This window comes from Tepidimonas sp. HKU77 (assembly GCF_049728535.1).
Taxonomy (GTDB): domain Bacteria; phylum Pseudomonadota; class Gammaproteobacteria; order Burkholderiales; family Burkholderiaceae_C; genus Tepidimonas.
Window position 1 is genome coordinate 1,256,511 of sequence record NZ_CP187300.1, and the last position, 23,500, is coordinate 1,280,010.

Below are 23,500 nucleotides of genomic sequence, written 5' to 3' on the forward strand. Positions count from 1 at the left end.
GGCAGGTTATTCGCCGCTGCGAGTTTTGCAGGTGTTGATGCCAAAAATGGCGTACGGCGGACACCAGCCGATGAGCCCCGTGGCCAGCGGGACGATGCCGATCCAGCCCCAGACACCGACGGTGCCGGTGGCAGCCAGCGCGATCAAGAGGAGGCCAATGGCGATGCGAAGAATGCGGTCGATGCCGCCGACGTTACGGGTCATGATGGAGGCTCCTTTGGGTACGACGGGGTTTAGATAAGCTAACGATACCCCACAATGTACGTCAGCCATTTGACGATTGGCAACTCCCGCAAGTGAGCCGGGTTTCGAAATCGCCAATGATGGTTCCACGTGAAACGCTCGGACCATCTCAGGCAGGCTCAACCTCCCATCCCTCCACATTACGCGTGGTGCTGCTGAACTCCACGCCCAGCAGCCAGATGGGGCGGCCGTCGGCGCGGTATTTGTCGGCGTAGCCCCGCTGCCGCAGCTGCGCCATCGCCTCGCCCGTGGGTTGGTCGCCATCGATGCGCTTGAACTCGATGATGACGATGGCCTGCGGGAGTCTCAGCATCAAGTCGATGCGACCTTGGTTGGTCACATCTTCCGGGGTGAGATCGAGCCCGAGGCTGGCCAGGTGCGAGTAAAAGACACTGGCCCAGTAGCCCTCGTAGTGCAGCACGGGATTCGCCCGGTACCAGTCGGCGGGGATGCTGGCAAAGAGCGACTCGAAGTGCGCGCGCAGGGCAGTCCAATCGAGCGCGAACCACTTCTTCAGAAGCGGCAGCGGCTGCGTGGGCACCTGCGGTGGCACCCACGCGCGCAGCAGCGCCTGGTTGAAGGCGCTTTCCACCTCGCGGTTGGGGTAGCCCAGTTGGTACTGCACGAGTCCCCCGAGCCGCTCCACGCCGGTAATAGTGAGATAGCCCGTCTGCCACAACAGCGCTTCCGTGCCGATGTACTCGACATCGAACGCGCCCAGGAGCTGATCATCGGCCACCAGGGTGTCCAACTGTGGGATAAACGTCTGGCGGCTGCGCAGCAAATCGACCAAGAAGGTGGGTGTGCCGGTCTCGAACCAGTAAGCGCGAAAGGTGCGCTCTTGCAGCAGCAGCAGCACATCGAACGGGTTGTAGACCGACTCGCCCAACCAGCGGTAGCCGTTGTACCAGCGGCGGATGTCGTCGCGATCGAGCCCCTCGAGCTCCGGGGCGAAGACGGTATCGACGTCTGCTTCCGTATAGCCACAGATGGCCGAGTAGGCCGCATCGACCGTGATGTCGTTGAGGTTGTTCAGGCCCGAGAAGATCGACGCTGTTCTGAACTTGGAGACCCCGGTGAGAAAGGCAAACTCAATGTGGCCATCCTGGCCCTTGATCACCGAGTAGAGGTTCATCAGCCCATCGCGCATGGCGCGGGCGACGTCGGGGTCGGTGAGGTTGTCGAGGATGGGCTTGTCGTATTCATCGACCAAGACGACGGCGCGTTGGCCGTATTTTTGCGTGGCCCGCTCGATGAGCTCGCCAAAGCAGCCCGAGATGGAGCGGTGCTCGCAGTGGATTCCAAGGGAGCGCTGGTGGTTGTCGAGCAGTTCGCGGATGCGCTCATCCAGTTGCTCTCGGCTCTCCAGCCGCCCTTCGGCGAAGCTGATCCGAATGACGGGATGCCGCTTGGACCAATCCCGCTTGTCGTGGCAATACAGCCCCCGAAAGAGCGGCTCGTTGGCGGCGAAGAGTTCGGCGAGCGTATCCAAAAAGAGCGATTTGCCGAAGCGCCGCGGGCGCGAGAGGAAGTAGTACTTGCCTGTGGTGGCCAGCCGGTGCGCAAACGCGGTCTTGTCGACGTAGTAGTAGCCCCCTTCGCGGATGTCGCGGAAGGTCTGGATGCCGATGGGCAGTTTGAGCCGCTGCATGACGGACGATTTTGGCAGATGAGGTGGGGTGGGTAAATCGGGGTGATGTGCGCGGCGTGGTCGATCGTGGGAAAATCGCTCCCTTTCATTATTCTTAGGCCGGGCCTTGCAGGCAGCCGGCCTGTCGTTGTTGGAGCGACCAGTCCATGCTGTACCCACAGGAGTTCGATGTCATTGTCGTCGGCGGCGGCCATGCCGGCACCGAAGCCGCGCTGGCGGCGGCCCGCATGGGCTGCCGCACGCTGCTGCTGACACACAACATCGAGACGCTGGGGCAGATGAGCTGCAACCCCAGCATAGGCGGCATTGGCAAAGGACACCTGGTCAAAGAGGTGGACGCGCTGGGCGGCGCGATGGCGCTGGCCACCGACGAGGCCGGGATCCAGTTTCGCATCCTCAATGCGAGCAAGGGCCCCGCGGTGCGTGCCACGCGCGCCCAGGCGGACCGCAAGCTATACAAGGCCGCGATTCGGCGTCGGCTAGAAAACCAGCCCAACCTGTGGTTGTTTCAACAGGCGGTGGACGACCTGATGTTGGAGGGTGACCGGGTGGTGGGCGCCGTGACGCAGATTGGCGTGCGCTTCCGCGCACGCGCGGTGGTGCTGACGGCGGGCACGTTTCTGGACGGCAAAATCCACGTCGGATTGCAGCATTACAGCGCCGGTCGTGCGGGCGACCCGCCCGCGGTCAGCTTGTCGGCGCGCCTGAAAGAACTGCAGTTGCCGCAAGGGCGGCTCAAGACCGGCACGCCCCCGCGCTTGGACGGGCGCACCATCGACTGGTCGCGTTGCACGGTGCAGCCCGGGGACGGCATGCCCGGGTCCGAGACCGAGGGGCGGCCGGTGCCGGTGTTTAGCTTCATGGGGCGGCCCGAGATGCATCCGCCGCAGTTGCCGTGTTGGGTGACGCACACCAACGCGCGCACGCACGCCATCATCCGCAGCGGGTTCGACCGCAGCCCGATGTTCACCGGCAAGATCGAGGGAGTGGGGCCGCGCTACTGCCCGAGCGTGGAGGACAAGGTCAACCGCTTTGCCGACAAGGACAGCCATCAGATCTTTCTGGAACCCGAGGGGCTGGACACGCACGAGGTGTACCCGAACGGCATTTCCACCAGCTTGCCGTTCGACGTGCAGGTGGAGATGGTGCGCTCCATCGCCGGGTTGGAAAAAGCACACATCCTGCGCCCGGGTTACGCGATCGAATACGACTATTTCGACCCGCGCGGGTTGCGGACCACATTCGAGACGAAGGCCATCCGCGGCTTGTTTTTTGCCGGGCAGATCAACGGCACCACGGGCTACGAGGAGGCGGCAGCACAAGGGCTGTACGCGGGCATCAACGCCGCGCTGCAGGTGCTGGAGCGCGAGCCGTGGGTGCCGCGGCGGGATGAGGCGTACCTGGGCGTGTTGGTGGACGACCTGATCACCAAGGGCGTGACGGAGCCGTACCGCATGTTCACCAGCCGCGCGGAGTACCGCTTGCAGCTGCGGGAGGACAACGCCGATGCGAGGCTGACGGAGACGGGGCGTCGCCTGGGGCTCGTGGACGACGCGCGCTGGGATGCGTTTTGCCGCAAGCGTGACGCGGTTTCACGTGAAACCGAGCGCCTCAAATCGACCTGGGTCAACCCGCGCATCGTGTCGGCGGCGGAGGCCGAGCGCGTGCTGGGCAAAGGGATCGAGCACGAATACAACCTGTTCGACTTGCTGCGACGCCCGGGCGTCGGGTACGAAGCGCTGATGTCGCTGGAGGATGGGCGCTATGCCGCACCCGACGTTTCACGTGAAACCTTGGGCGACCTCTACGCCCCCGTGGTGGAGCAAGTGGAGATCGGCGCCAAGTACGCGGGCTACATCGAGCGTCAGCGCGACGAGGTCGAGCGCGCCGCGGCTTACGAGCATTTGCGCTTGCCCCCCGATCTGGACTACATGCAGGTCGCGGCGCTGAGCATCGAGGTGCGGCAAAAGCTGCAGAAACACCGGCCCGAGACGTTGGGACAGGCCGCGCGCATTTCGGGCGTCACGCCGGCGGCGATCTCGCTGCTGTTGATTCACCTCAAGCGCGGCCGCTTCAAGGGGTTTGCCGATACTTCCGTAGGCAGCCCGTCGGGCGTGGCGGTGGATGCCGAGGGCGAGGCGCGCGCGGCATGACGACGGTCGGCGATCTGGAGCCCGCGTTGCGAGCGGGGTTGGCGGACCTCGGGCTGGTGCTGCCGGATAGCGCCGTGCAGTGCCTGTTGGACTACCTGGAAGCCCTGCTGCGCTGGAACCGGGTGTACAACCTGACGGCGGTGCGCTCGCCGACCGAGATGCTCACCCACCATGTGCTGGACAGCTTGGCGGTCGTCCCCCCGCTGCGGCGCCAGTTGGGGCTGCCGCCGATGCCGCCCGCAAGCGTTGCGCCGAGCGCCGCCCGCGTGCTGGACGTGGGGTCGGGCGGTGGTTTGCCTGGCGTCGTGCTGGCCATCACCTGTCCGGACCTCGCCGTGACGTGCGTGGATGCGGTAGCCAAGAAGGCCGCTTTCCTGACCCAAGTGGCGGCCAACCTGACGTTGGCCAACTTGTCCGGCGTGCATGCGCGCGTGGAGGCCGTGGCGGGCGCCTACGATGTGGTGTGCTCACGGGCCTTCGCCGCGCTGGCCGACTTCGTGGCGTGTTCGCGCCACACCTTGGCTCCACGAGGGGTGTGGATGGCGATGAAAGGCCGGGTGCCCCACGACGAGATGGCGGCGTTGCCCGCCACGGTGCAGGTGTTTCACGTGGAACACCTGTCGGTGCCGGGGCTGGGGGCCGAGCGCTGTCTGGTCTGGATGCGGCCCGCAGGCGACGAATGACCGTAAACTCGCACCCTGCCGCCGCCGTGCAGCGCGCGGCCGCAAGCTTGAAGCAATAGCGATTCGATCCGGGGCGCCGGTGACGGCGCCTTTTCCCTGGGGCGGATCGACGCCGATGAACGGAAGGGCTGACGATGGCGCGCGTCTTTTGCATCGCCAACCAAAAAGGCGGGGTGGGCAAGACCACCACCACGGTCAATCTCGCCGCGGGGCTGGCCCAAATCGGTCAGCGGGTGCTGATGGTTGACCTGGATCCGCAGGGCAACGCGACCATGGGCTCGGGCGTGGACAAACGAACGCTGCAACCCACGGTGTACGAGGTGCTGCTGGGCCAGACGACGGTGCCCGCGGCGGCCCGGCGCAGCGATGCGGTGGGTTACGACGTGCTGGGCGCCAATCGCGAGCTGGCGGGTGCCGAGGTGGAGTTGGTGGCGCTGGAGCGCCGCGAGCACCGGCTGCGCGATGCGCTGGAGACCGTACAGGCGGACTACGATTTCGTCCTCATCGACTGCCCCCCGTCGTTGAGTCTGCTCACCCTCAACGGGTTGTGTGCCGCGCACGGCGTCATCGTGCCGATGCAGTGTGAATACTTCGCGCTCGAGGGACTGTCCGATTTGGTCAACAGCATCAAGCAGGTGCACGCCAACCTGAACCGCCAACTCAAGCTCATCGGCCTGCTGCGGGTGATGTTCGACCCGCGCATCACGCTGCAGCAGCAGGTCAGCGAGCAGCTCAAAGGGCACTTTGGCGACAAGGTGTTCGACACCGTCATCCCGCGCAACGTGCGCTTGGCCGAGGCGCCCAGTTACGGCCTGCCGGGGGTGGTGTTCGACCCCTCGGCGCGCGGGTCCAAGGCGTTCGTCGATTTTGCGCGCGAGATGGTGGCGCGCGTCGAGCGTTTGTGACGGCGAGAACCAGCGATGCGCGGGCACACCATGCCGCCCGCCGCGGGGGGCAGTCCCTTGACGCGAACGGGACACGAGGAAAACGAGAGGATAGATCGATGATCCAGAAAAAACCCAAAGGGCTGGGGCGCGGACTGGAGGTGCTGCTGGGCCCGTCGGTCGACGCCGAGGCGCCCGACGCGCCGCGCGAGCTGCGCCTGTGCGATCTGGTGCCCGGTGCGTATCAGCCGCGCACGCGCATGGACGAGGGCGCGCTGTACGAGCTGGCCGAGAGCATTCGCGCGCAGGGTGTGATGCAGCCGGTGTTGGTGCGCCGGTTGGCGGACGACGTTGGTGCGCAGCGGCTGGCGGCATGGCACGCCAGCCCAGCCGGGCGTGCTTTTGCCGAGGGCGCGCCCCCGGGCGAGCGCCCAGTGTACGAAATCATCGCCGGTGAGCGCCGCTTTCGCGCCGCGCGCCTGGCCGGGCTGGATAGCGTGCCGGTGCTGGTGCGCGAGGTGCCAGACGAAGCGGCGGCCGCGATGGCGCTGATCGAAAACATCCAGCGCGAAGACCTGAATCCACTGGAGGAGGCGCAAGGGCTGCAGCGCTTGATCAAGGAGTTTGGGCTGACGCACGAGCAGGCTGCGCAAGCGGTGGGCCGCTCCCGCAGCGCGGCCACCAACCTGCTGCGCCTGCTGCAATTGGCCGAGCCGGTGCAGACCATGTTGATGGCGGGCGACCTGGACATGGGCCACGCGCGCGCGCTGCTGAGCCTGGATCGGGCCAGCCAGATCACCGCGGCCCACCAGATCGCGGCCAAAGGGCTGTCGGTGCGCGAGGCCGAGTCGCTCGTCAAGCGCCTGGCGGCTGAATTTGCCCTCACGCCCCCGCGCCCCAAGGCCGAAAAATCGCGCGACGTGCGCCGGGTGGAGGAGGAGTTGTCCGAGCTGCTGGCGGCCGAGGTAGAGGTGCGCATCAAGAAGCGCGTCAAGCGCCACGGCCGGGTGCAGGAGCAAGGCGAGTTGGCCATCGCGTTCGGCTCGCTCGACGAGCTCAACGGGCTGATCGAGCGCCTGCGCGCGCTGCAGCCGTGACAGCGCCGCGCCGCAACGCCACCCATCGAGCGCCCCCCGAGGCGGCGCGCGACCGCTGGCCACTGCCTGCGCTGGCCTTGTGGGCCGCGGCCTGGGCGGCTTTCGTCGCGCTGCGGGTCGGCCTGCAGCGCCCCCCGGCCGAAGCGTTCGGCATCGTCGTCCTGTTGTCGGTGTTGTGGGCCATCCGCCGCGGCGGCACGGCCGTGCGGCGCGTCATCATGGCGCTGGGTTTTCCGCTGTCGTGGGTGCTGGCCGCCGGCCTGGTGCCCACGCCGCCGGTGTGGGCGTGGGCCGTGCTGGCGCTGGCGTTGCTGGCGCTGTACCCACTGCGCAACTGGCGCGACGCGCCGCTGTATCCGACGCCGCCCGGCGCGCTCGATGGCTTGCGCGACGCGGTCTGGTTGGCGCCGCGCGCGCGCGTGCTGGATGCCGGCTGCGGCACCGGGGATGGGCTGTGCGCCTTGGAGCGCGCCTATCCCGATGCCGAGTTGACCGGTATTGAGCGCGCGTGGCCGCTGGTATGGTTGGCGCGGGCGCGCGCGCCCGTCGGTGCCCGGGTGCGCCAGGGCGATCTGTGGGCTGAAGATTGGTCGGGCTACGATTTGGTGTATCTGTTTCAGCGGCCCGAGACGATGCCGCGCGCAGCGGCCAAGGCGGCGGCCGAAATGCAGCCTGGCGCGTGGCTGGTGAGCCTGGAGTTTGCCGTGCCCGATTGGGCGCCGACCGTGGTCTGGCGCTGCCCTGACGGTCGGCCGGTGTGGGCCTACCGCATGACCGAGGACGGCTCTCCGGCCGCCTCGGTCGCGGAGGTCTCGCCCGCGCAGACCACCTGATTGCGCCCGGCGCGCTTGGCCCGGTAGCAGGCGTCGTCGGCGGCTTTGAGCACCCGTGACCAGTCGTCGTCTGCCGTGTGGCCCGCATCGAAGGCGGCCACACCGATGCTGGCGCCCAAGACAAAGCGCCGACCGCCCCACTCGAACCCCAAGCCCGCGATGGCGTCGCGCAGGCGCTCGGCCACGGCGACGGCCTGCGCCGCGTCGCGCCGATGCAACAGAATGGCGAACTCGTCGCCGCCCAGGCGCGCCACGGCGTCCTGCGGGCGCACATGGTCACGCATCAGGGCTGCGATGCGCCGCAGCGCGGCGTCTCCGGCGTCGTGACCGGCTTCGTCGTTGATCGGCTTGAAGCGGTCCAGGTCGATCAGCAGCAGGGCGTGCACCTCGCCGGGCTGCGCCGTACGCCGCCACTGCTGCTGTGCGCGTTCGAAGCCGCGCCGGTTGAGCAGCCCGGTCAGCGCGTCGGTGTGGGCCGCACGATCGGCGTGCTCGGGCTCAGTGCGCAGCACGTCTTCGGCGCGCCGGATCACCCGCGCCACCACGAAGCCCGCTGCTAGGCCGAAGCCAAAGTGCGAGTTGGGCGGCGGGCAACCAGCGCTCGACGACCGCCTCGAACGCGTGCCCGATGTCACGTACCCGTTCCACGCCACGCGCGATGAGCAGCGCCTGCGCCATCGTGGTCAAGACGAGGATCCAGGTGGCGATGACGCTGGTGCGCCAAGCGCGTCGCGGGGAATGGACCAGTCCGTGCGCACTCACATTAGGAGCACCTTGCCCGGATTCAAGATATCGTGCGGGTCGAGCGCGGCCTTGATGGCGCGCATGACCGCGAGCGCCCCGTCGCCGGCCTCGGCATGCAGAAAGGCCATTTTGTGCAAGCCCACGCCGTGCTCGCCGGTGCAGGTGCCGCCGCTGGCCAGGGCGCGCTGGACCAGCGCCTGGTTCAGGCGCTCGGCGGTGGCGCGCTCGGCCGGGTCGTTGGGGTCGATCAGGTAGCCCATGTGGAAGTTGCCGTCCCCCACGTGCCCGACCATGAAATACGGCAGTCCGGCGGCGTCAGCCTCGGCCACGGCGGCCAGCACGTTGTCGGCCAGCCGGCTGATGGGCACGCAGGCGTCGGTGGTGATGGCGCGGCAGCCCGGGCGGCTTTGCACGCCAGCAAAGTAGGCGTTGTGGCGCGCCGTCCACAGCCGCGTGCGTTCCTCGGGGGTGGTGGCCCACTCGAAGGCCTGTCCCCCGTACTCGTCGGCGATCGCCTGTACCGCCTCGGCCTGCTCGCGCACACCGCTGGGTGAGCCGTGAAATTCCATCAGCAGCATCGGCTCCTCACGCAGGCCCAGCTTGCTGTGCGCATTGACGGCGCGTACCGTGCGCGCGTCGAGCAGCTCACAGCGCGCGATCGGGATGCCCATCTGGATGATGGCGATGGTGGTGCGCACGGCCGCCTCGATGCTGGGGAAGGAGCAGATGGCGGCCGAGACGGCCTCGGGCAAGGGATACAGCCGCACGGTGATTTGCGTCAGGATGCCCAGCGTGCCTTCGCTGCCGACGAACAGGCGCGTCAGGTCGTAGCCCGCGCTGCTCTTGCGCGCGCGCGTGCCGGTGTGGATGACCTCGCCACTGGCGGTGACGACCTCCAAGGCCAACACGTTTTCGCGCATGGTTCCATAGCGCACGGCGTTGGTGCCGCTGGCGCGCGTGGCGGCCATGCCGCCGATCGACGCATCCGCCCCCGGGTCGATGGGGAAGAACAGGCCCAGGTGCTTGACCGCGTCGTTGAGTTGTTTGCGCGTCACGCCAGGCTGGACGGTGGCGGTTAGGTCTTCGGGCTGCACGGCCAGTACCTGGTTCATGCGGCTCACATCCAGGCTGATGCCGCCTTGCACCGCGAGCAGGTGCCCCTCCAGTGAGGAGCCCACGCCAAACGGGATGACCGGCACGCGCCACGCGGCCGCGATGCGCACCGCGTCGGCCACGTCCTGGGTGGATTCGGCAAACACCACGGCAGCGGGCGGCGGGATGTGGGTGTAGGCCGACTCGTCGCGGCCGTGCTGCTCGCGCACCGCCAGCGCAGTCGAGCAGCGCGCGCCAAAGCGCGCTTGCAGCGCGGCCAAGGCGTCGGGCGGCAGCGGCCGCTCGCGCACCTCGGGCAGCAGGGGGGTGGTCAGCGGAGCGTTCATGGGGGGTCTCCTGCGGGGCGGAACGCGGGCCTCGGCGTCGTTGCCGATAATGAGTGGATTATCGGCGCCCCGCGCGCCCTGTCGCTACTGGAGGAACCCCGCATGGGCAACCGTCTCACGCAAATCGCGACCCGCACCGGCGACGCCGGCACCACGGGGCTCGGCAACAACCAGCGCGTCAGCAAGGCCAGCCTGCGCGTGCACGCCATGGGCGACGTGGACGAGCTCAATTCCCACATCGGGGTGCTGCTGTGCGAGGCCATGCCGGCCGATGTGCGCGAGCTGCTGGTCGAGATCCAGCACCAGCTCTTCAACCTGGGCGGGGAGCTGAGCATCCCGGGCTGCGAGCTGCTCCAGCCCGAGGCCGTGGCGGCGCTGGATGCGGCGCTGGAGCGCTACAACGCGCAGCTGCCGCGGCTGCGCGAGTTCATCTTGCCCGCTGGCACGCGCGCGGCTGCCCTGGCGCACGTGTGCCGCACCGTGGCGCGGCGCGCCGAGCGCAGCGTGGTGGCACTGGGCAACGAGGAGGCCATCGGCGACGCACTGCGTCAGTACCTCAATCGGCTCAGTGACCTGATGTTCGTGCTGGCGCGCGTGCTCAATAGGGTCGACGGTGGCGACGACGTGTACTGGAAGAGCGAACGCCTGGCGCGTGGTGACGATTGATGGTGCGCGCCCGACGTGCGTATCGGTATTTGCCTGACACGCACGTCGCCGGCGCGCTGACGGCGCGAACAGACACCTTCGGATTCAAGGAAAGCAGGGCGGTTTTCACAATCCTTTTCAACGAACCAACGCTCCCGGGCTGTGCTAAACCCTGATGCCCGGCAAGCGCCAACCCTGAAAAGGAGTGCTGCCATGACCGCTACCGCCGCCGCTACCCACACCCTCGATGCCGAGCGCGAGCAACTGCTGGCCGAAATCCGCGAGGCGAACCTGACCTACCTGATGCTGGCGCAGCGCCTCATCCGTGCCGACAAGGCGGAGGCGACGTTCCGCCTGGGCTTGAGCGAAACGGCGGCCGATTTGATCGCGGCGCTCACCCCCGCGCAAATCGTCAAGCTGGCCAGCCACAACACGCTGCTGTGCCGCTTCCAGGACGCCGACGACATCGTGTGGAAGTTGCTGACCAGTAGCCACGCCCCCCAGCGCTCGGTGGGCGAGGCTGCCCAGCGCCTGCACGCCAGCATCCTGATGGCCGGTCGGCTGGCCGACACCGCGGCCTGATCCGCCTGCGGCCGCCTTCGCTGAATTGCCCAAGCACCTGCTACCCCCAATGTTGGAGCCTGCCATGACCACCGCCACCGCCAAATCCGCCTCCAAGAGCATCGTCAGCGAAAGCCGCGACATCGAGCGCGCCATCGAGCTCATCGGCCTGGGCGCGCGGCTGCAGGTGCTGGAGAGCGAAACGAACCTGTCGTACGAAAAGCTGCTGCGCCTGTACAAGGAAGTCACGGGGCGTTCGCCCAGCAAGGGGCAGCTGCCGTTTTCCACCGATTATTTCTTGCAGTGGCAGCCCAACATCCACGCGTCGCTGTTCGAAAACATCCGTCAGTCGCTCATCAAGACCGTGGCGCTGGACGACATCGACGCCGTGATGAAGGCGTACCGCCTGTACGCCGAACAGATGCAGGTGTGCGGACTGGAGCCGCTGCTGAGCTTCACGCGCGCGTGGCGGCTGGCGCGCTTCATGGATGCGGGCATGCTGGTGCGCACCCGCTGCACATGCTGTGGTGGTCACTTCGTCGCCGACCCGTACATCAATACCCGCCACTACGTCTGTGGCCTGTGCAAGCCACCGGCGCGTGCTGGCAAGGGACGCGCTGACGGCGCCCTGCGTGCCGACGCTTGACGCGCCGCCGCTGGCCCCGGCGGGGCAGCGCCGCTGGCGCTACCATCGGGGCATGACGCTCACCCGGCCTCTGTCCGTGTCTACTGCCGCCGCGCCGGTCGACGACGGCGCCACTGGCTCGCCGCTGCAGGCGCGCATCGAGGCCTTTGCCCGCCAGGGGCGTGTGCAGGCGGGCTCGCTCATCGTCTCGGTGTTTGGCGACGCGGTGCTGCCGCGCGGGGCGCGGCTGTGGTTGGGCAGTCTGATCCGGCTGCTCGAACCGCTCGGGGTCAACGAGCGCCTGGTGCGCACCGCCGTCTACCGCTTGGTGCAAGAGGGGTGGCTGACCACGCAGGCCCGCGGGCGCCGCACCGACTACATGCTGACCGAGGCCGGTCGTGTGCGCTTCGAGGAAGCCTCGCGCCAGATCTACGCGGCCCGGGCGCCCCGCTGGGACTTACGCTGGCGCTTGCTCCTGTTGACGGGTACCTTGTCGGCGCGCGAGCGCGAGCGGCTGCGTCGCTCGCTGTACTGGCAGGGCTACGGCGAGCTTCCGGGCAGCGTGTTCGTGCACCCGAGTGCCGACCTCACAGCGACGCTGGAGGCGCTGCAGGCCGACGGCTTGGGCAGACACCGCGCCCACGTGCTGCCGCTGCGTGCCGAGCGCCTGCCCCTGCGTGGCACGGCCCCGGATCGCGATCTGGTACGCCAGGCGTGGAATCTAGACGCGCTCGCGCAGGCCTATGTGACCTTCGTCGCGCGCTACGAGCCCATCGGTGCCGAGGTGCAGGCGCACGGTGAGCCACCGCCCGAGCGCGCGTTTCTGGGACGCACGCTGCTCATCCACGACTGGCGCCGTTTGCTGCTGCGCGACCCGCAGTTGCCCGAAGAACTGCTGCCGCGCGACTGGCCCGGAGAGCGCGCGCGCCAGGTCTGCCGCCGCTTGTACCGGCTGCTGCTGGCGCCGGCCGAACGCCACCTGGACGCGCACCTGCGCCTGGCCGACGGCCACGCGCCCGCCGCCGCCCCGTGGCTGTGGCAGCGCTTCGAGCCGCTCGACGACGAGTGCTCGCTCGGCGCGCCCCGGCTGGGCTGAGCCGCTTTCACCAACCCTGCGATGGAGCGCATCGGGAAAACCCTGATGCGCTGCCGCGCGCTTTGCATGATACTGAAACACGTCACAACGCACTTGTTTTTGTATCACGATGAATCCGCAGCGCGACGCCCCCCCCACCGATCCGCAGGCCCTGGCCGAGGCGGTCGCGGCCGCGATGTGGTCGCGCGACCACGCCACGCAGGCGCTGGGCATGCGGCTGGAGGTCATCGCGCCCGGCCGCGCGGTGCTGTCGATGCCGGTGCGGCGCGACATGGTCAACGGCCATGCCCTGTGCCATGGCGGCCTGATCTTCACGCTCGCCGACAGCGCCTTTGCCTACGCCTGCAACAGCTACAACCACAACACGGTGGCGTCGGCCTGTCACATCGATTTTTTGGCTCCAGCGCGCGAGGGCGACGTGCTGGAGGCCGAGGCCGAGGAGCGCTCGCTGGCCGGGCGCACCGGCGTGTACGACATCACGGTGCGCGTGCGCGGTGGCAAGACGGTGGCGCTGTTTCGCGGCAAAAGCTACCGCATTGGCGGTGAGGTGATCGCGGGCTTGCAGCCGACCGCAGCACAACCCAGCCGGGACTGAACGCCACCGAACCGACCCCCAGCAGAGGAGACCCGACCATGCCCGTCAAAGCCCCGCGCCCCGGTGACCTGGAGCCGATCGAGACCGCCAGCCGCGACGAGATTGCGGCGCTGCAACTGCAGCGCCTGCAGTGGAGCGTGCGTCACGCGTACGAGCACGTGCCGCACTACCGCGCCAAGTTCGACGCCGCGGGCGTGCACCCCGACGATTTGCGCACGCTGGCCGACTTGGCCAAATTCCCGTTCACCACCAAGGCCGACTTGCGCGACAACTACCCGTTCGGCCTGTTTGCCGTGCCGCGCGAGCAGGTGGTGCGCGTGCACGCCTCGTCGGGGACGACGGGCAAGCCCACCGTGGTCGGCTACACCCAGCGTGACATCGACACCTGGGCGCAGCTGGTGGCGCGCTCCATTCGCGCCGCCGGTGGCCGCCCGGGCGACATCGTGCACGTCGCGTATGGCTACGGGCTGTTCACCGGCGGTCTGGGCGCGCACTATGGCGCGGAGCGGCTGGGCTGCACCGTGATTCCGATGTCCGGCGGCCAAACCGAGCGGCAGGTGCAGCTCATCCTGGACTTCAAGCCCGACATCATCATGGTCACGCCGTCGTATTCCCTCGTGATTGCCGAGGAGTTTGAGCGGTTGGGCATTGGCCCCGACGAGATTTCGCTCAAAGTCGGCATCTTCGGCGCCGAGCCCTGGGGCGAGGGCATGCGCGCCGAAATCGAGCGCAAGCTGGGGCTGGACGCCATCGACATCTACGGCTTGTCGGAGGTCATGGGCCCCGGCGTGGCCAACGAGTGCATCGAAACCAAGGACGGGCCGGTGATTTGGGAAGACCACTTCTACCCCGAAATCATCGACCCCGACACGGGCGAGGTGCTGCCCGATGGCGAGGAGGGCGAGTTGGTCTTTACCTCACTGACCAAGGAGGCGATGCCCGTCATCCGCTACCGCACGCGCGATCGCACCCGGCTGCTGCCGCCCACGGCGCGGTCGTTTCGCCGCATGGGCAAGATCACTGGGCGCACCGACGACATGATCATCCTGCGCGGCGTGAATGTCTTTCCGACGCAGATCGAGGAGCAGATCCTGCGCGACCCGCAACTGTCGGGCAACTACCTGCTGGTGCTCACCCGCGAGGGGCATCTGGACCATCTGGAGGTGCGCTGCGAATTGCAGCGGGCGGCCAGCGGTCGGCTCAGCGATGCCGAGCGCGCCGCCATCGGCCGCGAGCTGCAGCACCGCATCAAGACCTTCATTGGCGTGAGCACGCGCGTCACCGTGCTCGATGCCGACACGCTGCCCCGCACCCAGACCGGCAAGGCCCGCCGGGTGCAGGACGAACGCCCCCGCGTCATCTGACGCCGCCGCCACCGGAGAGACTGCCATGTACACGCAAGCCCTGAGCATCCCCGACCCAAGCGCCAAGGTCCAGCCGATTCAGCCGGACGAACCGGCGGACAAGCTCGAGGCCTTTCAGGCCCGCATCGACGCCGACGGCCGCATCGAGCCGCAGGACTGGATGCCCGAGGCATATCGCAAAACGCTGATTCGCCAGATCAGCCAGCACGCGCACAGCGAGGTCGTGGGCATGCTGCCGGAGGGCAACTGGATCACGCGCGCGCCGAGCCTCAAGCGCAAGGCCATCCTGCTGGCCAAGGTGCAAGACGAAGGCGGCCACGGCCTGTACCTGTACTCGGCCGCCGAGACGCTGGGTGTGAGCCGCGCCGAGCTGATCGAGCAGTTGCTCACCGGTCGCGCCAAATACAGCTCGATCTTCAACTACCCGACGCTGAACTGGGCCGACGTGGGCGTGATCGGCTGGCTGGTCGACGGCGCTGCGATCATGAACCAGATTCCGCTGTGCCGTTGCAGCTACGGGCCGTATGCGCGCGCGATGATTCGCATCTGCAAAGAGGAGAGCTTTCACCAGCGCCAAGGCTACGAGCTGCTGCTGACCATGATGCGCGGTTCGCAAGCGCAGCGCGACATGGTGCAAGACGCGGTGAACCGCTGGTGGTGGAAGTGCCTGGCGATGTTTGGCCCCCCGGACAGCGCCAGTGTGCACAGCGAGCAGAGCATGCGCTGGGGCATCAAACGCATCAGCAACGACGAGTTGCGGCAAAAGTTCGTCGACGCCACCGTGCCGCAGGCGGAGGTGCTGGGCGTGACGCTGCCCGATCCCAAGCTCAAGTGGAACCCCGAGCGCGGACACTACGACTTCGGCGAAATCGACTGGGAAGAGTTCTGGCAGACCGTCAATGGCCACGGCCCTTGCAACAAGGAGCGCCTGGGCACCCGCATCAAGGCACACGAGGACGGCGCCTGGGTGCGCGAGGGCGCGCTGGCGCACGCGCGCAAGCAGCGCGAGCGTGCGCTGCGGGCGGCGGCCTGAGCGGCCGCACCCGCCGTCATCGACCCGAGCGAGGAAAGGAACCACCGATGAGCAACCCCGCCACCCCTGAGGGCGCGAACGCGCCCACCAAAGCCACCCCGGCGCTGAAGGACTGGCCGCTGTGGGAAGTCTTCGTGCGCAGCAAACAGGGCTTGGAGCACAAGCACTGTGGCAGCCTGCACGCCGCCGACGCCGAGCATGCGCTGCAGATGGCGCGCGACATCTACACCCGCCGCCAGGAGGGGGTGAGCATCTGGGTCGTGCCCTCCAGCGCCATCGTGGCCAGCCGCCCGTCGGACAAGGGCGAGTTTTTCGAGCCTGCGGCGGACAAGATCTACCGTCACCCGACCTTCTACGAGATCCCGGACGAAGTGGGGCACATGTGATGAACGCCGTCGCGATCGACAACGCGCTCGTGGACTACCTGCTGCACCTGGGGGACAACGCCTTGGTGCTGGGGCAGCGCAACAGCCAGTGGTGCGGGGTGGGCCCCGTGCTGGAAGAAGATCTGGCGCTGACCAACCAGACGCTGGACCTGATCGGCCAGGCGCGCCTGCTGTATCAAGAGGCGGCGCGCCTGCAAGGGGGCGATGCCACCGAAGACACGCTGGCGTACTTCCGCGACGCGCCCGACTTTCGCAACTATGTGCTGCTGGAGCTGCCCGCCAGCCTGCCGCGTGTCGGGTATGCGCAGGGCGACATGGACTGGGGCGTGACGCTGGCGCGCAACTTTCTCTACAGCGCGCTGATGGTGCCGCTGTGGGAGGCGCTGCAAGCGTCGGCGCACGCGCCGCTGGCGGCCATCGCCGCCAAATCGCTCAAGGAAGCGCGCTACCACCTGCGCCACGCCAGCGAATGGGTGGTGCGGCTGGGGGATGGCACCGACGTGTCGCACGCGCGCATGCAGGCCGCGTTCGACCATCTGATGCCGTACACGCAGGAGTTCTGGACCGATAGCGACCTCGAGCAGGCGGCCGTCGAGGCCGGTGTTGGCGTGCATCCGACCCAGGTGCGGGACGTCTGGCGTGCCACCGTCGAGGCCACGCTGCAGGAGGCGACGCTGCGCGTGCCGAGCGACGTGGGCTATGTGCCGCAGGGCAAGCAAGGGCTGCATTCCGAGCATCTGAGCTACCTGCTGGGTGAGATGCAGTGCGTTGCGCGCGCCCATCCGGGCGCGGTCTGGTGAGGGTGGCGTGATGACTACCGCGGTCGCTCCCGTCGCTCCCGGGGTGCTCGCCCGTGTGCGCGCGGCGCTCGACGCGCTGACCGACCCCGAAATCCCCGTCGTCACGCTGGCGGAGATGGGTATCTTGCGCGACGTGCGGCCGGCCGCCGACGACCCGTCATTGGTCGAAGTGGTGATCACGCCCACCTACAGCGGCTGTCCGGCCATGGCGCAGATCGCCAATGATGTGCGCGCCACGCTACAACGCTTGGGCGTGCCCGCGCGCGTGACGACGCAGCTGGCCCCGGCCTGGACCACCGACTGGATGAGCGATGCCGCGCGCGAAAAACTGCGCGCCTACGGCATCGCGCCCCCCGGCCGCTGTGGCGTTGACGGCGCGGGCACGGGTGCGACGGCGAGCGAGCACGTCGTGCGCCTGGTGCCCCGCGCGCCCGAGCCCGTCGCGTGCCCGCGCTGCGGCTCGACCCACACGCGCGAAGTCTCGCGCTTCGGCTCCACGGCGTGCAAGGCACTGTACCAGTGTCTCGATTGCCGCGAGCCGTTCGACCATTTCAAGCCCCATTGACCCCTTTAACGACTGCCGAGGGTGGCATGAGCGTTGCCCAATTCCATGAACTCACCGTCAAGCGTGTCAGCCCTGAGGCCGCAGGATCGGTCGCGGTCGCGTTCGACATTCCGCCCGCGCTGCGCGAGACCTTTCGTTTCGAGCCGGGCCAGTACCTGACGCTGCGCACCCGCCTGGACGGCGAGGAGCTGCGCCGCAACTATTCCATCTGCTGTCCGCGCTCGCGCCTGGCGCGCGAGGGCGAGCTGGAAATCGGCATCCGTCCGGTGCAGGGGGGACGGTTTTCCAACTGGGCGGCCACCCAGTTGCGCCGGGGCCAGCGCCTGGAGGTGATGCCGCCGCAAGGGCGCTTTACCGTGCAGCGCCCGCGCGCCTTGCACCGCGTGGGTTTTGCGGCCGGCTCGGGCATCACGCCCATTTTGTCGATCGCCGCCAGCACGCTGGAAGAGCAGCCGCAGGCCAAGTTCACGCTGGTCTACGGCAACCGGCGCACCGCCACCATCATGTTCAACGAGGCGCTGCAGGACCTGAAGGATCGTTACCCGGATCGCTTCACCATGATCCACGTGCTATCGCGCCAGGCGCAAGAGGTCGATCTGCTGCAAGGGCGGCTCGATGGCCCGAAGGTGCGCGCCATCATGGACGCCCTGCTGCCCGCCGCCAGCATGGACGAAGTGTTCATCTGCGGCCCCGAGGCCATGATTGAGGCCACCGAGCAGGCGTTGCTCGCCGCCGGGGTGCCGCCGCAGCGCATCCACACCGAGCGCTTCACCACCGGTGCCGCGCAGGCCGCCAAGGTGCAGGCCGACATCGACGCGGCGGGCCAGCGCCGCCCGCAGCACGCCGCGGCGCACGCCACCATCGTGCTCGACGGCAAGCAGCACGAGGTGCCGATCGCCGCTGGTGAGGCCGTGCTCGACGCCGCACTGGAGGCGGGGCTCGACCTGCCGTATTCGTGCAAGGGCGGCGTGTGCAGCACTTGCCGCGCGCGGGTATTGGAGGGCCGCGTGACCATGGACAAGAACTTCGGCTTGACCGATGATGAGGTGGCGCGCGGCTTCGTGCTTACCTGCCAGGCGCACGCCGCCACCGAGCGGCTGGTGCTGAGTTTCGACGAGCGCTGATACCCGACCGTTTTGACCCCACCCCAACCAGAGGAGACCTCCCATGCTTTTGCCCAAACGCTTGTTGACCCTGCTGACTGCCGTCGGCCTGTCAGCGGCCGCCTGGGCCGACATCAACGTCGGCGTCACCGTCTCGGCCACCGGCCCCGCGGCCTCGCTGGGCATCCCCGAGAAAAATACCTTCAGCCTGCTGCCCAAAACCATCGCCGGACAGAAGGTCAATTACATCATCCTCGACGACGCGAGTGACACCACCGCGGCCGTCACCAACACGCGCAAGCTCATCAGCGAGAACAAAGTCGACATCGTCATCGGCTCGACCATCACGCCCAACTCGTTGGCCATGATCGACGTGGTCGCGGAGGCGCAGGTGCCCATGATCTCGATGGCTGCGTCGGCGCGCATCGTCGAGCCGGTCGACGCCAAGCGGCGTTGGGTGTTCAAGACGCCGCAAAACGACATCCAGATGGCGCTGGCGATCGCCAGCCACATGGCCGACAACGGCGTGCGCACGGTGGGTTTCATCGGCTTTGCCGACGCGTATGGCGAGGGCTGGTATCAGGAGTTCGTCAAGGCCGCAGGTTTGAAGAAGCTGCAGATCGTGGCCAACGAGCGCTACAACCGCGCCGACACGTCGGTGACGGGCCAGGTGCTCAAGATCGTCGCGGCACGCCCGGATGCCGTGCTGATCGCGGGCTCGGGCACGCCGGCGGCGCTGCCGCAAAAGACGCTCAAGGAGCGCGGCTACGGCGGCAAGATCTACCAGACGCACGGCGTGGCCAACAACGACTTCCTGCGCGTGTGCGGCAAAGACTGCGAGGGAACCTTCCTGCCCGCAGGCCCGGTGCTGGTGGCGGAGCAGTTGCCCAACGACCACCCGGTCAAGAAATCGGCGCTGGCCTACGTTCAGGCGTATGAGGCCGCCTATGGCAAGGGAACGGTCAGCACGTTTGGTGGCCATGCCTGGGATGCCGGCTTGCTGCTGGCCGCGGCGGCGCCCGAAGCGCTGAAAAAAGCCCAGCCCGGCACCCCGGCCTTCCGCGCCGCCCTGCGCGATGCGCTGGAAAACGTCAAGAACGTGCCCGGCGCGCACGGCATCTTCAACATGTCGCCCACCGACCACCTGGGGCTGGACCAGCGTGCCCGTGTCATGGTCAAGGTGGAAAACGGGACCTGGAAGTACCAGCCCTGACGCTCGCCGGCCGCACCGGGCGCGCGCCACGCGTCCGGTGCGGCCCTCCTCGTTATCGCTGACCAAGCCGACGCCGCGCGCGTCCGGTGGTGGGGTATGACCGCATGGATGGGCAAATCGCGCTCTTTCTGGCACAAGACGGCATCATCAATGGCGCCATCTACGCGCTCATGGCGCTGGCGTTGGTGCTGGTGTTTTCCGTCACGCGGGTGATCTTCGTGCCGCAGGGCGAACTCGTGGCCTATGGCGCGCTGACGATGGCGGTGCTGCAGGCCGGCGGCACCCCGGCCACGCTGTGGCTGCTGTGGACGCTGGCGGCCGTGACGCTGGTGCTGGAGCTGTGGCGCCTGCAGCGCGGTGCGGCGGTGGACTGGTGGTCTACCGCCTTGTGGTGCGGGGTGTTGCCCGTGCTGGCAGCGCTGGCGGTGTGGTGGCGGCCGGAGTCGCTGCTGGGCAAGGCGCTGACCGTGCTGTTGGTCGTCACGCCACTGGGGCCACTGATTTACCGCCTCGCGTTTCGGCCGCTGGCGCACGCCACGGTGCTGGTGCTGCTGATCGTGTCGGTGGCGCTGCATGGTGTGCTCATGGGGCTGGGGTTGTGGTTTTTCGGTGCCGAAGGCTCGCGCACGCCAGCGTTTTCCGAGGCGCGCTTCGAGCTGGGCGGCATTCCCGTCAGTGGCCAGTCACTGGTCGTGCTGGGGGTGACGGTCGCATTGGTGGGGGCGATGTTCGTTTTCTTCGAACGCACGCTGCTGGGCAAGGCGCTGCGGGCCACCGCCATCAATCGCGTCGGCGCCCGCCTGATGGGCATCCCGACCGAGCTCTCGGGCGACGTGAGCTTTGCGCTGGCGGCGCTCATCGGCGCGGTCTCGGGCCTGCTCATCGCGCCCATCACCACGATCTACTACGACACCGGTTTTCTGATTGGCCTCAAGGGGTTCGTGGCCGCCATCATCGGCGGGCTGGCCAGCTACCCCGTGGCGCTGCTGGGGGCGGTGCTGGTGGGGCAGCTCGAGGCCTTTGCGTCCTTTTGGGCCAGCGCGTTCAAGGAGGTGCTGGTGTTCACGCTGATCATTCCGGTGCTGCTGTGGCGTTCGCTGCGCAGCCACCATGTGGAGGATGAGGAATGAGTGCGCCCCAGTCCACCACGACCACCACCGGCGCGTCGGTGCCGACGTCCGCGCCTCTGCTCACCCCGCGCCGGGTCACGGTCGGCTTCGTGCTCGCGCTGGCCGCCGCTTGGGGAGCGCTGCCCGACTTCACGGTCACGCTGCTCAACTACATCGGTCTGCACGCGCTGGTCGCGCTGGGGCTGGTGCTGCTGACCGGGGTCGGGGGCATGACCTCGTTTGGCCAAGCCGCGTTCGTCGGGTTGGGCGCCTACGCCACCGCCTGGGTGTGCACCGCGCCCGAGGTGGCGGCGGCGTTGTCGGGCGTGCCTGCCGAGGCGCTGCCCTGGGTCGGGCTGGCGCTGGGCTTGGTGCTCACGCTCCTGGTGGCGTGGGGGTTGGGGGCGGTCACGCTGCGCCTGGGCGGGCACTACCTGCCGCTGGCCACCATCGCCTGGGGCTTGAGCCTGTATTTTTTGTTCGGCAACCTCGCGTTTCTGGGGGGGCACACCGGGCTGACCGGCATTCCGCCGCTGACGGTGATGGGTTGGTCGCTGGCCGACCCGCGGGCGCTCGGGATCGTCATTTGGGCGGTGCTGTTGCTGGCGATTTGGGCGGCGCACAACCTGCTCGACTCGCGTCAGGGGCGCGCCATCCGTGCCCTCAAGGGCGGGCGCCTGATGGCCGAGTCGATGGGCGTGGATACCGCATGCCAGCGCATCCGGGTGTTCGTGCTGGCGGCGCTGCTCGCCGCCCTGTCGGGCTGGCTCTACGCGCACCTGCAGCGCTTCGTCAACCCGACGCCGTTCAACCTCAACATCGGCATCGAATACCTGTTCATGGCCGTGGTCGGCGGATCGGGCCACCTGTGGGGCGCGGTGCTGGGCGCGACCCTGATTGCGCTGCTCAAAGAGCAGTTGCAGGACTGGCTGCCCAAGTTGTTTGGCATGAGCGGCAATTTCGAAATCATCGTCTTTGGCCTGCTGATGATGCTGGCGCTGCAGCGCTACGCCGACGGGCTGTGGCCGACGCTCGCCGGTTGGGCGCAGCGCCTGGGGGTGCGGCCGACACCGCGGCGGCTTCCTGCGCCCACGGCCTTGCCGAGCCGGGCACTGCCGCCGCCCGGCACCGTGCTCATCGAGGCGCGCGAGGTAACCAAGCGCTTCGGTGGCCTGGTGGCCAACGCGCAGGTCTCGCTCGATGTGCGCGCCGGCGAGGTGCACGCGTTGATCGGCCCCAACGGCGCGGGCAAGAGTACGTTTTTCAACATGATCTCGGGCGTGGACGATCCGACCGAGGGCGAGGTGCGACTGTTGGGCGAGCCGATGACGGGGCAGCCCTCGCGGGCCTTCGCCGCGCGCGGGCTGGGCCGCACGTTTCAACACGTGCGGCTGTTGGGTCAGCGCAGCGTGCTCGACAACGTGGCGCTGGGTGCCCATCTGCGGGGCCGAAGCGGTTGGCTGGCGAGCATGCTGCGTCTGGATCGGCGTGAGGAGGCCGCGTTGCTGGCCGAGGCGATGCGCCAGATCGAGCGCTGCGGCTTGGCCGAGCATGCGGAGACACCGGCCGGCTCGCTGCCGCTGGGGCAGCAGCGCATCGTCGAGATTGCGCGCGCGCTGGCGGGGCAGCCTGCGCTGCTGTTGCTCGACGAGCCGGCAGCCGGCCTGCGCCATTTGGAGAAGCAGGCGCTGGCGCGCCTGCTCGACCAGTTGCGCCGTGAGGGCCTCGGCATCCTGATCGTGGAGCACGATATGGAATTCGTCATGAACCTGGCCGACCGCATCACGGTGCTGGACTTTGGTACCGTGATCGCGCGTGGCACCCCGGCCGAGGTGCAGCGCGACCCGCGCGTATTGGCGGCCTATCTGGGTGACGATCTGCCCGCGGGAGATGCCGCATGACCGCGCTCAGGACCCCACTGTTGCAGCTGCGCGGCTTTTGCGTGTCCTACGGCCCGGTAGAGGCGCTGCACCAGGTGGACCTGGATGTGCACGAGGGCGAGATCGTTACCGTCATTGGCCCCAACGGTGCGGGCAAGACCACGCTGCTCAATGCCGCGATGGGGCTGCTGCCTTCGCGCGGCACGCTGGCCGTCGAGGGTACGGTGGTGTCCCGCCCCAGCGTCGAGCGCATGGTCGCGCGCCAAGTGGCGCTGGTGCCCGAAAAGCGCGAGTTGTTTGGCGAGATGTCGGTCGAGGACAACCTACTGCTGGGCGGATTCGCGCGCTGGCGCCGTGGCGACCGCACCCAGCGCGAGCGCATGGAAGAGGTGTTTGCCATCTTCCCGCGCCTGCGCGAGCGCCGTGCCCAGATGGCAGCCACGTTGTCGGGTGGGGAGCGCCAGATGCTGGCCATCGGCCGTGCGTTGATGGCCAAGCCGCGGCTGCTGATGCTCGACGAGCCCTCGCTGGGGCTGGCGCCGTTGATCGTGCGCGAGGTGCTCAGCACCGTCGCGCGTCTGCGCGAGGTGGGTGTGTCGGTGCTGCTGATCGAGCAAAACGCGCGCGCGGCGCTGCAGATCGCCGACCGGGGCTACGTGCTCGAGATGGGCGCCGTGGCGCTACAAGGCGACGCGGAGGACCTGTTGCACGACCGCCGCATCATCGAAACCTATCTCGGACTCGGTGGCCAGCGCGCCGCCGCGCCCGCCGCTTCCTGAACCTTTCGTTGCCGCTGTC

The 23,500-nt window shown here is 68.2% G+C and carries 25 protein-coding genes; 20 read left to right on the plus strand and 5 right to left on the minus strand.

The window, feature by feature from the left end; all coding sequences use genetic code 11:
* Positions 1-6 precede the first annotated feature (6 nt).
* Together ACPP3B_RS06030 and ACPP3B_RS06035 are read right to left on the minus strand one after the other, a co-directional pair.
* Positions 7-204: a YgaP family membrane protein gene (locus ACPP3B_RS06030; RefSeq protein ID WP_299021180.1), complete on the minus strand. Its 198-nt coding sequence runs from the start codon at positions 202-204 to the stop codon at positions 7-9.
* Between the two features lie 148 nt (positions 205-352).
* The gene (locus ACPP3B_RS06035; protein ID WP_424860038.1) at positions 353-1,894 is read right to left on the minus strand and encodes an ATP-binding protein; all 1,542 of its coding nucleotides are present in this window, start codon (positions 1,892-1,894) and stop codon (positions 353-355) included.
* A 146-nt stretch (positions 1,895-2,040) separates the two neighbouring features.
* Between ACPP3B_RS06035 and mnmG the strand changes: the two genes are divergently transcribed.
* The 5 genes from mnmG to ACPP3B_RS06060 all read left to right on the plus strand — a co-directional run bounded on the left by mnmG (position 2,041) and on the right by ACPP3B_RS06060 (position 7,544).
* A complete protein-coding gene (mnmG, locus tag ACPP3B_RS06040; protein ID WP_424860039.1) occupies positions 2,041-4,047 on the plus strand; it encodes a tRNA uridine-5-carboxymethylaminomethyl(34) synthesis enzyme MnmG in 2,007 nt (668 codons plus the stop codon).
* The gene (gene rsmG / locus ACPP3B_RS06045) at positions 4,044-4,730 is read left to right on the plus strand and encodes a 16S rRNA (guanine(527)-N(7))-methyltransferase RsmG (protein ID WP_424860040.1); all 687 of its coding nucleotides are present in this window, start codon (positions 4,044-4,046) and stop codon (positions 4,728-4,730) included. The genes mnmG and rsmG overlap by 4 nt, the downstream gene beginning before the upstream one ends.
* Before the next feature lie 134 nt (positions 4,731-4,864).
* Complete coding sequence (locus ACPP3B_RS06050; protein ID WP_299020303.1) at positions 4,865-5,635, plus strand: ParA family protein; 771 nt, start codon at positions 4,865-4,867, stop codon at positions 5,633-5,635.
* 98 nt (positions 5,636-5,733) lie between these two features.
* Positions 5,734-6,711: a ParB/RepB/Spo0J family partition protein gene (locus ACPP3B_RS06055; protein WP_424860041.1), complete on the plus strand. Its 978-nt coding sequence runs from the start codon at positions 5,734-5,736 to the stop codon at positions 6,709-6,711.
* Positions 6,708-7,544: a class I SAM-dependent methyltransferase gene (locus tag ACPP3B_RS06060; protein ID WP_424860042.1), complete on the plus strand. Its 837-nt coding sequence runs from the start codon at positions 6,708-6,710 to the stop codon at positions 7,542-7,544. The genes ACPP3B_RS06055 and ACPP3B_RS06060 overlap by 4 nt, the downstream gene beginning before the upstream one ends.
* Here the strand turns inward: ACPP3B_RS06060 and ACPP3B_RS06065 are convergent.
* From ACPP3B_RS06065 to ACPP3B_RS06075, 3 genes are read right to left on the minus strand one after another with little or no spacing between them, the layout of a single operon-like run.
* Positions 7,475-8,089: a GGDEF domain-containing protein gene (locus tag ACPP3B_RS06065; RefSeq protein ID WP_424860043.1), complete on the minus strand. Its 615-nt coding sequence runs from the start codon at positions 8,087-8,089 to the stop codon at positions 7,475-7,477. The two genes, ACPP3B_RS06060 and ACPP3B_RS06065, sit on opposite strands and share 70 nt — an antisense overlap.
* A complete protein-coding gene (locus tag ACPP3B_RS06070) occupies positions 8,043-8,306 on the minus strand; it encodes a hypothetical protein (protein WP_424860044.1) in 264 nt (87 codons plus the stop codon). The genes ACPP3B_RS06065 and ACPP3B_RS06070 overlap by 47 nt, the downstream gene beginning before the upstream one ends.
* On the minus strand, positions 8,303-9,727 hold the full coding sequence (locus ACPP3B_RS06075) for an FAD-binding oxidoreductase (RefSeq protein WP_424860045.1): 1,425 nt from the start codon (positions 9,725-9,727) through the stop codon (positions 8,303-8,305). Before ACPP3B_RS06075 ends, ACPP3B_RS06070 begins: the two co-directional genes overlap by 4 nt.
* A 102-nt stretch (positions 9,728-9,829) precedes the next feature.
* Here ACPP3B_RS06075 and ACPP3B_RS06080 point away from each other — a divergent pair, with 102 nt between their 5' ends.
* From ACPP3B_RS06080 to ACPP3B_RS06150, 15 genes are all read left to right on the plus strand, one after another.
* Entirely contained in the window at positions 9,830-10,393 is a 564-nt protein-coding gene (locus ACPP3B_RS06080) for a cob(I)yrinic acid a,c-diamide adenosyltransferase (RefSeq protein ID WP_424860046.1), read from the plus strand.
* A gap of 192 nt (positions 10,394-10,585) precedes the next feature.
* The gene (gene flhD / locus ACPP3B_RS06085; protein ID WP_299020289.1) at positions 10,586-10,954 is read left to right on the plus strand and encodes a flagellar transcriptional regulator FlhD; all 369 of its coding nucleotides are present in this window, start codon (positions 10,586-10,588) and stop codon (positions 10,952-10,954) included.
* 64 nt (positions 10,955-11,018) lie between these two features.
* Positions 11,019-11,579: a flagellar transcriptional regulator FlhC gene (gene flhC / locus ACPP3B_RS06090; RefSeq protein ID WP_424860047.1), complete on the plus strand. Its 561-nt coding sequence runs from the start codon at positions 11,019-11,021 to the stop codon at positions 11,577-11,579.
* Positions 11,566-12,654: a phenylacetic acid degradation operon negative regulatory protein PaaX gene (paaX, locus tag ACPP3B_RS06095; protein WP_424860048.1), complete on the plus strand. Its 1,089-nt coding sequence runs from the start codon at positions 11,566-11,568 to the stop codon at positions 12,652-12,654. Before flhC ends, paaX begins: the two co-directional genes overlap by 14 nt.
* Before the next feature lie 109 nt (positions 12,655-12,763).
* The gene (gene paaI / locus ACPP3B_RS06100; RefSeq protein ID WP_299020283.1) at positions 12,764-13,249 is read left to right on the plus strand and encodes a hydroxyphenylacetyl-CoA thioesterase PaaI; all 486 of its coding nucleotides are present in this window, start codon (positions 12,764-12,766) and stop codon (positions 13,247-13,249) included.
* A 38-nt stretch (positions 13,250-13,287) separates the two neighbouring features.
* Positions 13,288-14,613, plus strand: coding sequence for a phenylacetate--CoA ligase PaaK (gene paaK / locus ACPP3B_RS06105; protein ID WP_299020281.1), 1,326 nt, complete (start codon positions 13,288-13,290; stop codon positions 14,611-14,613).
* Between the two features lie 25 nt (positions 14,614-14,638).
* Positions 14,639-15,646, plus strand: a complete 1,008-nt coding sequence (paaA, locus tag ACPP3B_RS06110; RefSeq protein ID WP_299020279.1) for a 1,2-phenylacetyl-CoA epoxidase subunit PaaA — start codon at positions 14,639-14,641, stop codon at positions 15,644-15,646.
* A gap of 47 nt (positions 15,647-15,693) precedes the next feature.
* Positions 15,694-16,032 (plus strand): 1,2-phenylacetyl-CoA epoxidase subunit PaaB, encoded by a 339-nt coding sequence (gene paaB, locus ACPP3B_RS06115; protein ID WP_299020277.1) that lies wholly within the window; start codon positions 15,694-15,696, stop codon positions 16,030-16,032.
* Positions 16,032-16,832, plus strand: coding sequence for a 1,2-phenylacetyl-CoA epoxidase subunit PaaC (gene paaC, locus ACPP3B_RS06120; RefSeq protein WP_424860049.1), 801 nt, complete (start codon positions 16,032-16,034; stop codon positions 16,830-16,832). Before paaB ends, paaC begins: the two co-directional genes overlap by 1 nt.
* Before the next feature lie 10 nt (positions 16,833-16,842).
* Positions 16,843-17,397 (plus strand): 1,2-phenylacetyl-CoA epoxidase subunit PaaD, encoded by a 555-nt coding sequence (gene paaD / locus ACPP3B_RS06125; protein ID WP_299021695.1) that lies wholly within the window; start codon positions 16,843-16,845, stop codon positions 17,395-17,397.
* Between the two features lie 26 nt (positions 17,398-17,423).
* On the plus strand, positions 17,424-18,521 hold the full coding sequence (paaE, locus tag ACPP3B_RS06130) for a 1,2-phenylacetyl-CoA epoxidase subunit PaaE (RefSeq protein WP_424860050.1): 1,098 nt from the start codon (positions 17,424-17,426) through the stop codon (positions 18,519-18,521).
* A gap of 43 nt (positions 18,522-18,564) precedes the next feature.
* Positions 18,565-19,713 (plus strand): ABC transporter substrate-binding protein, encoded by a 1,149-nt coding sequence (locus ACPP3B_RS06135; RefSeq protein WP_299021710.1) that lies wholly within the window; start codon positions 18,565-18,567, stop codon positions 19,711-19,713.
* A gap of 104 nt (positions 19,714-19,817) precedes the next feature.
* Complete coding sequence (locus tag ACPP3B_RS06140; RefSeq protein WP_424860051.1) at positions 19,818-20,843, plus strand: branched-chain amino acid ABC transporter permease; 1,026 nt, start codon at positions 19,818-19,820, stop codon at positions 20,841-20,843.
* Entirely contained in the window at positions 20,840-22,723 is a 1,884-nt protein-coding gene (locus ACPP3B_RS06145) for an ABC transporter permease subunit (protein ID WP_424860052.1), read from the plus strand. Before ACPP3B_RS06140 ends, ACPP3B_RS06145 begins: the two co-directional genes overlap by 4 nt.
* Positions 22,720-23,481, plus strand: coding sequence for an ABC transporter ATP-binding protein (locus ACPP3B_RS06150; RefSeq protein ID WP_299021716.1), 762 nt, complete (start codon positions 22,720-22,722; stop codon positions 23,479-23,481). Before ACPP3B_RS06145 ends, ACPP3B_RS06150 begins: the two co-directional genes overlap by 4 nt.
* The last annotated feature ends 19 nt before the right edge of the window (positions 23,482-23,500 follow it).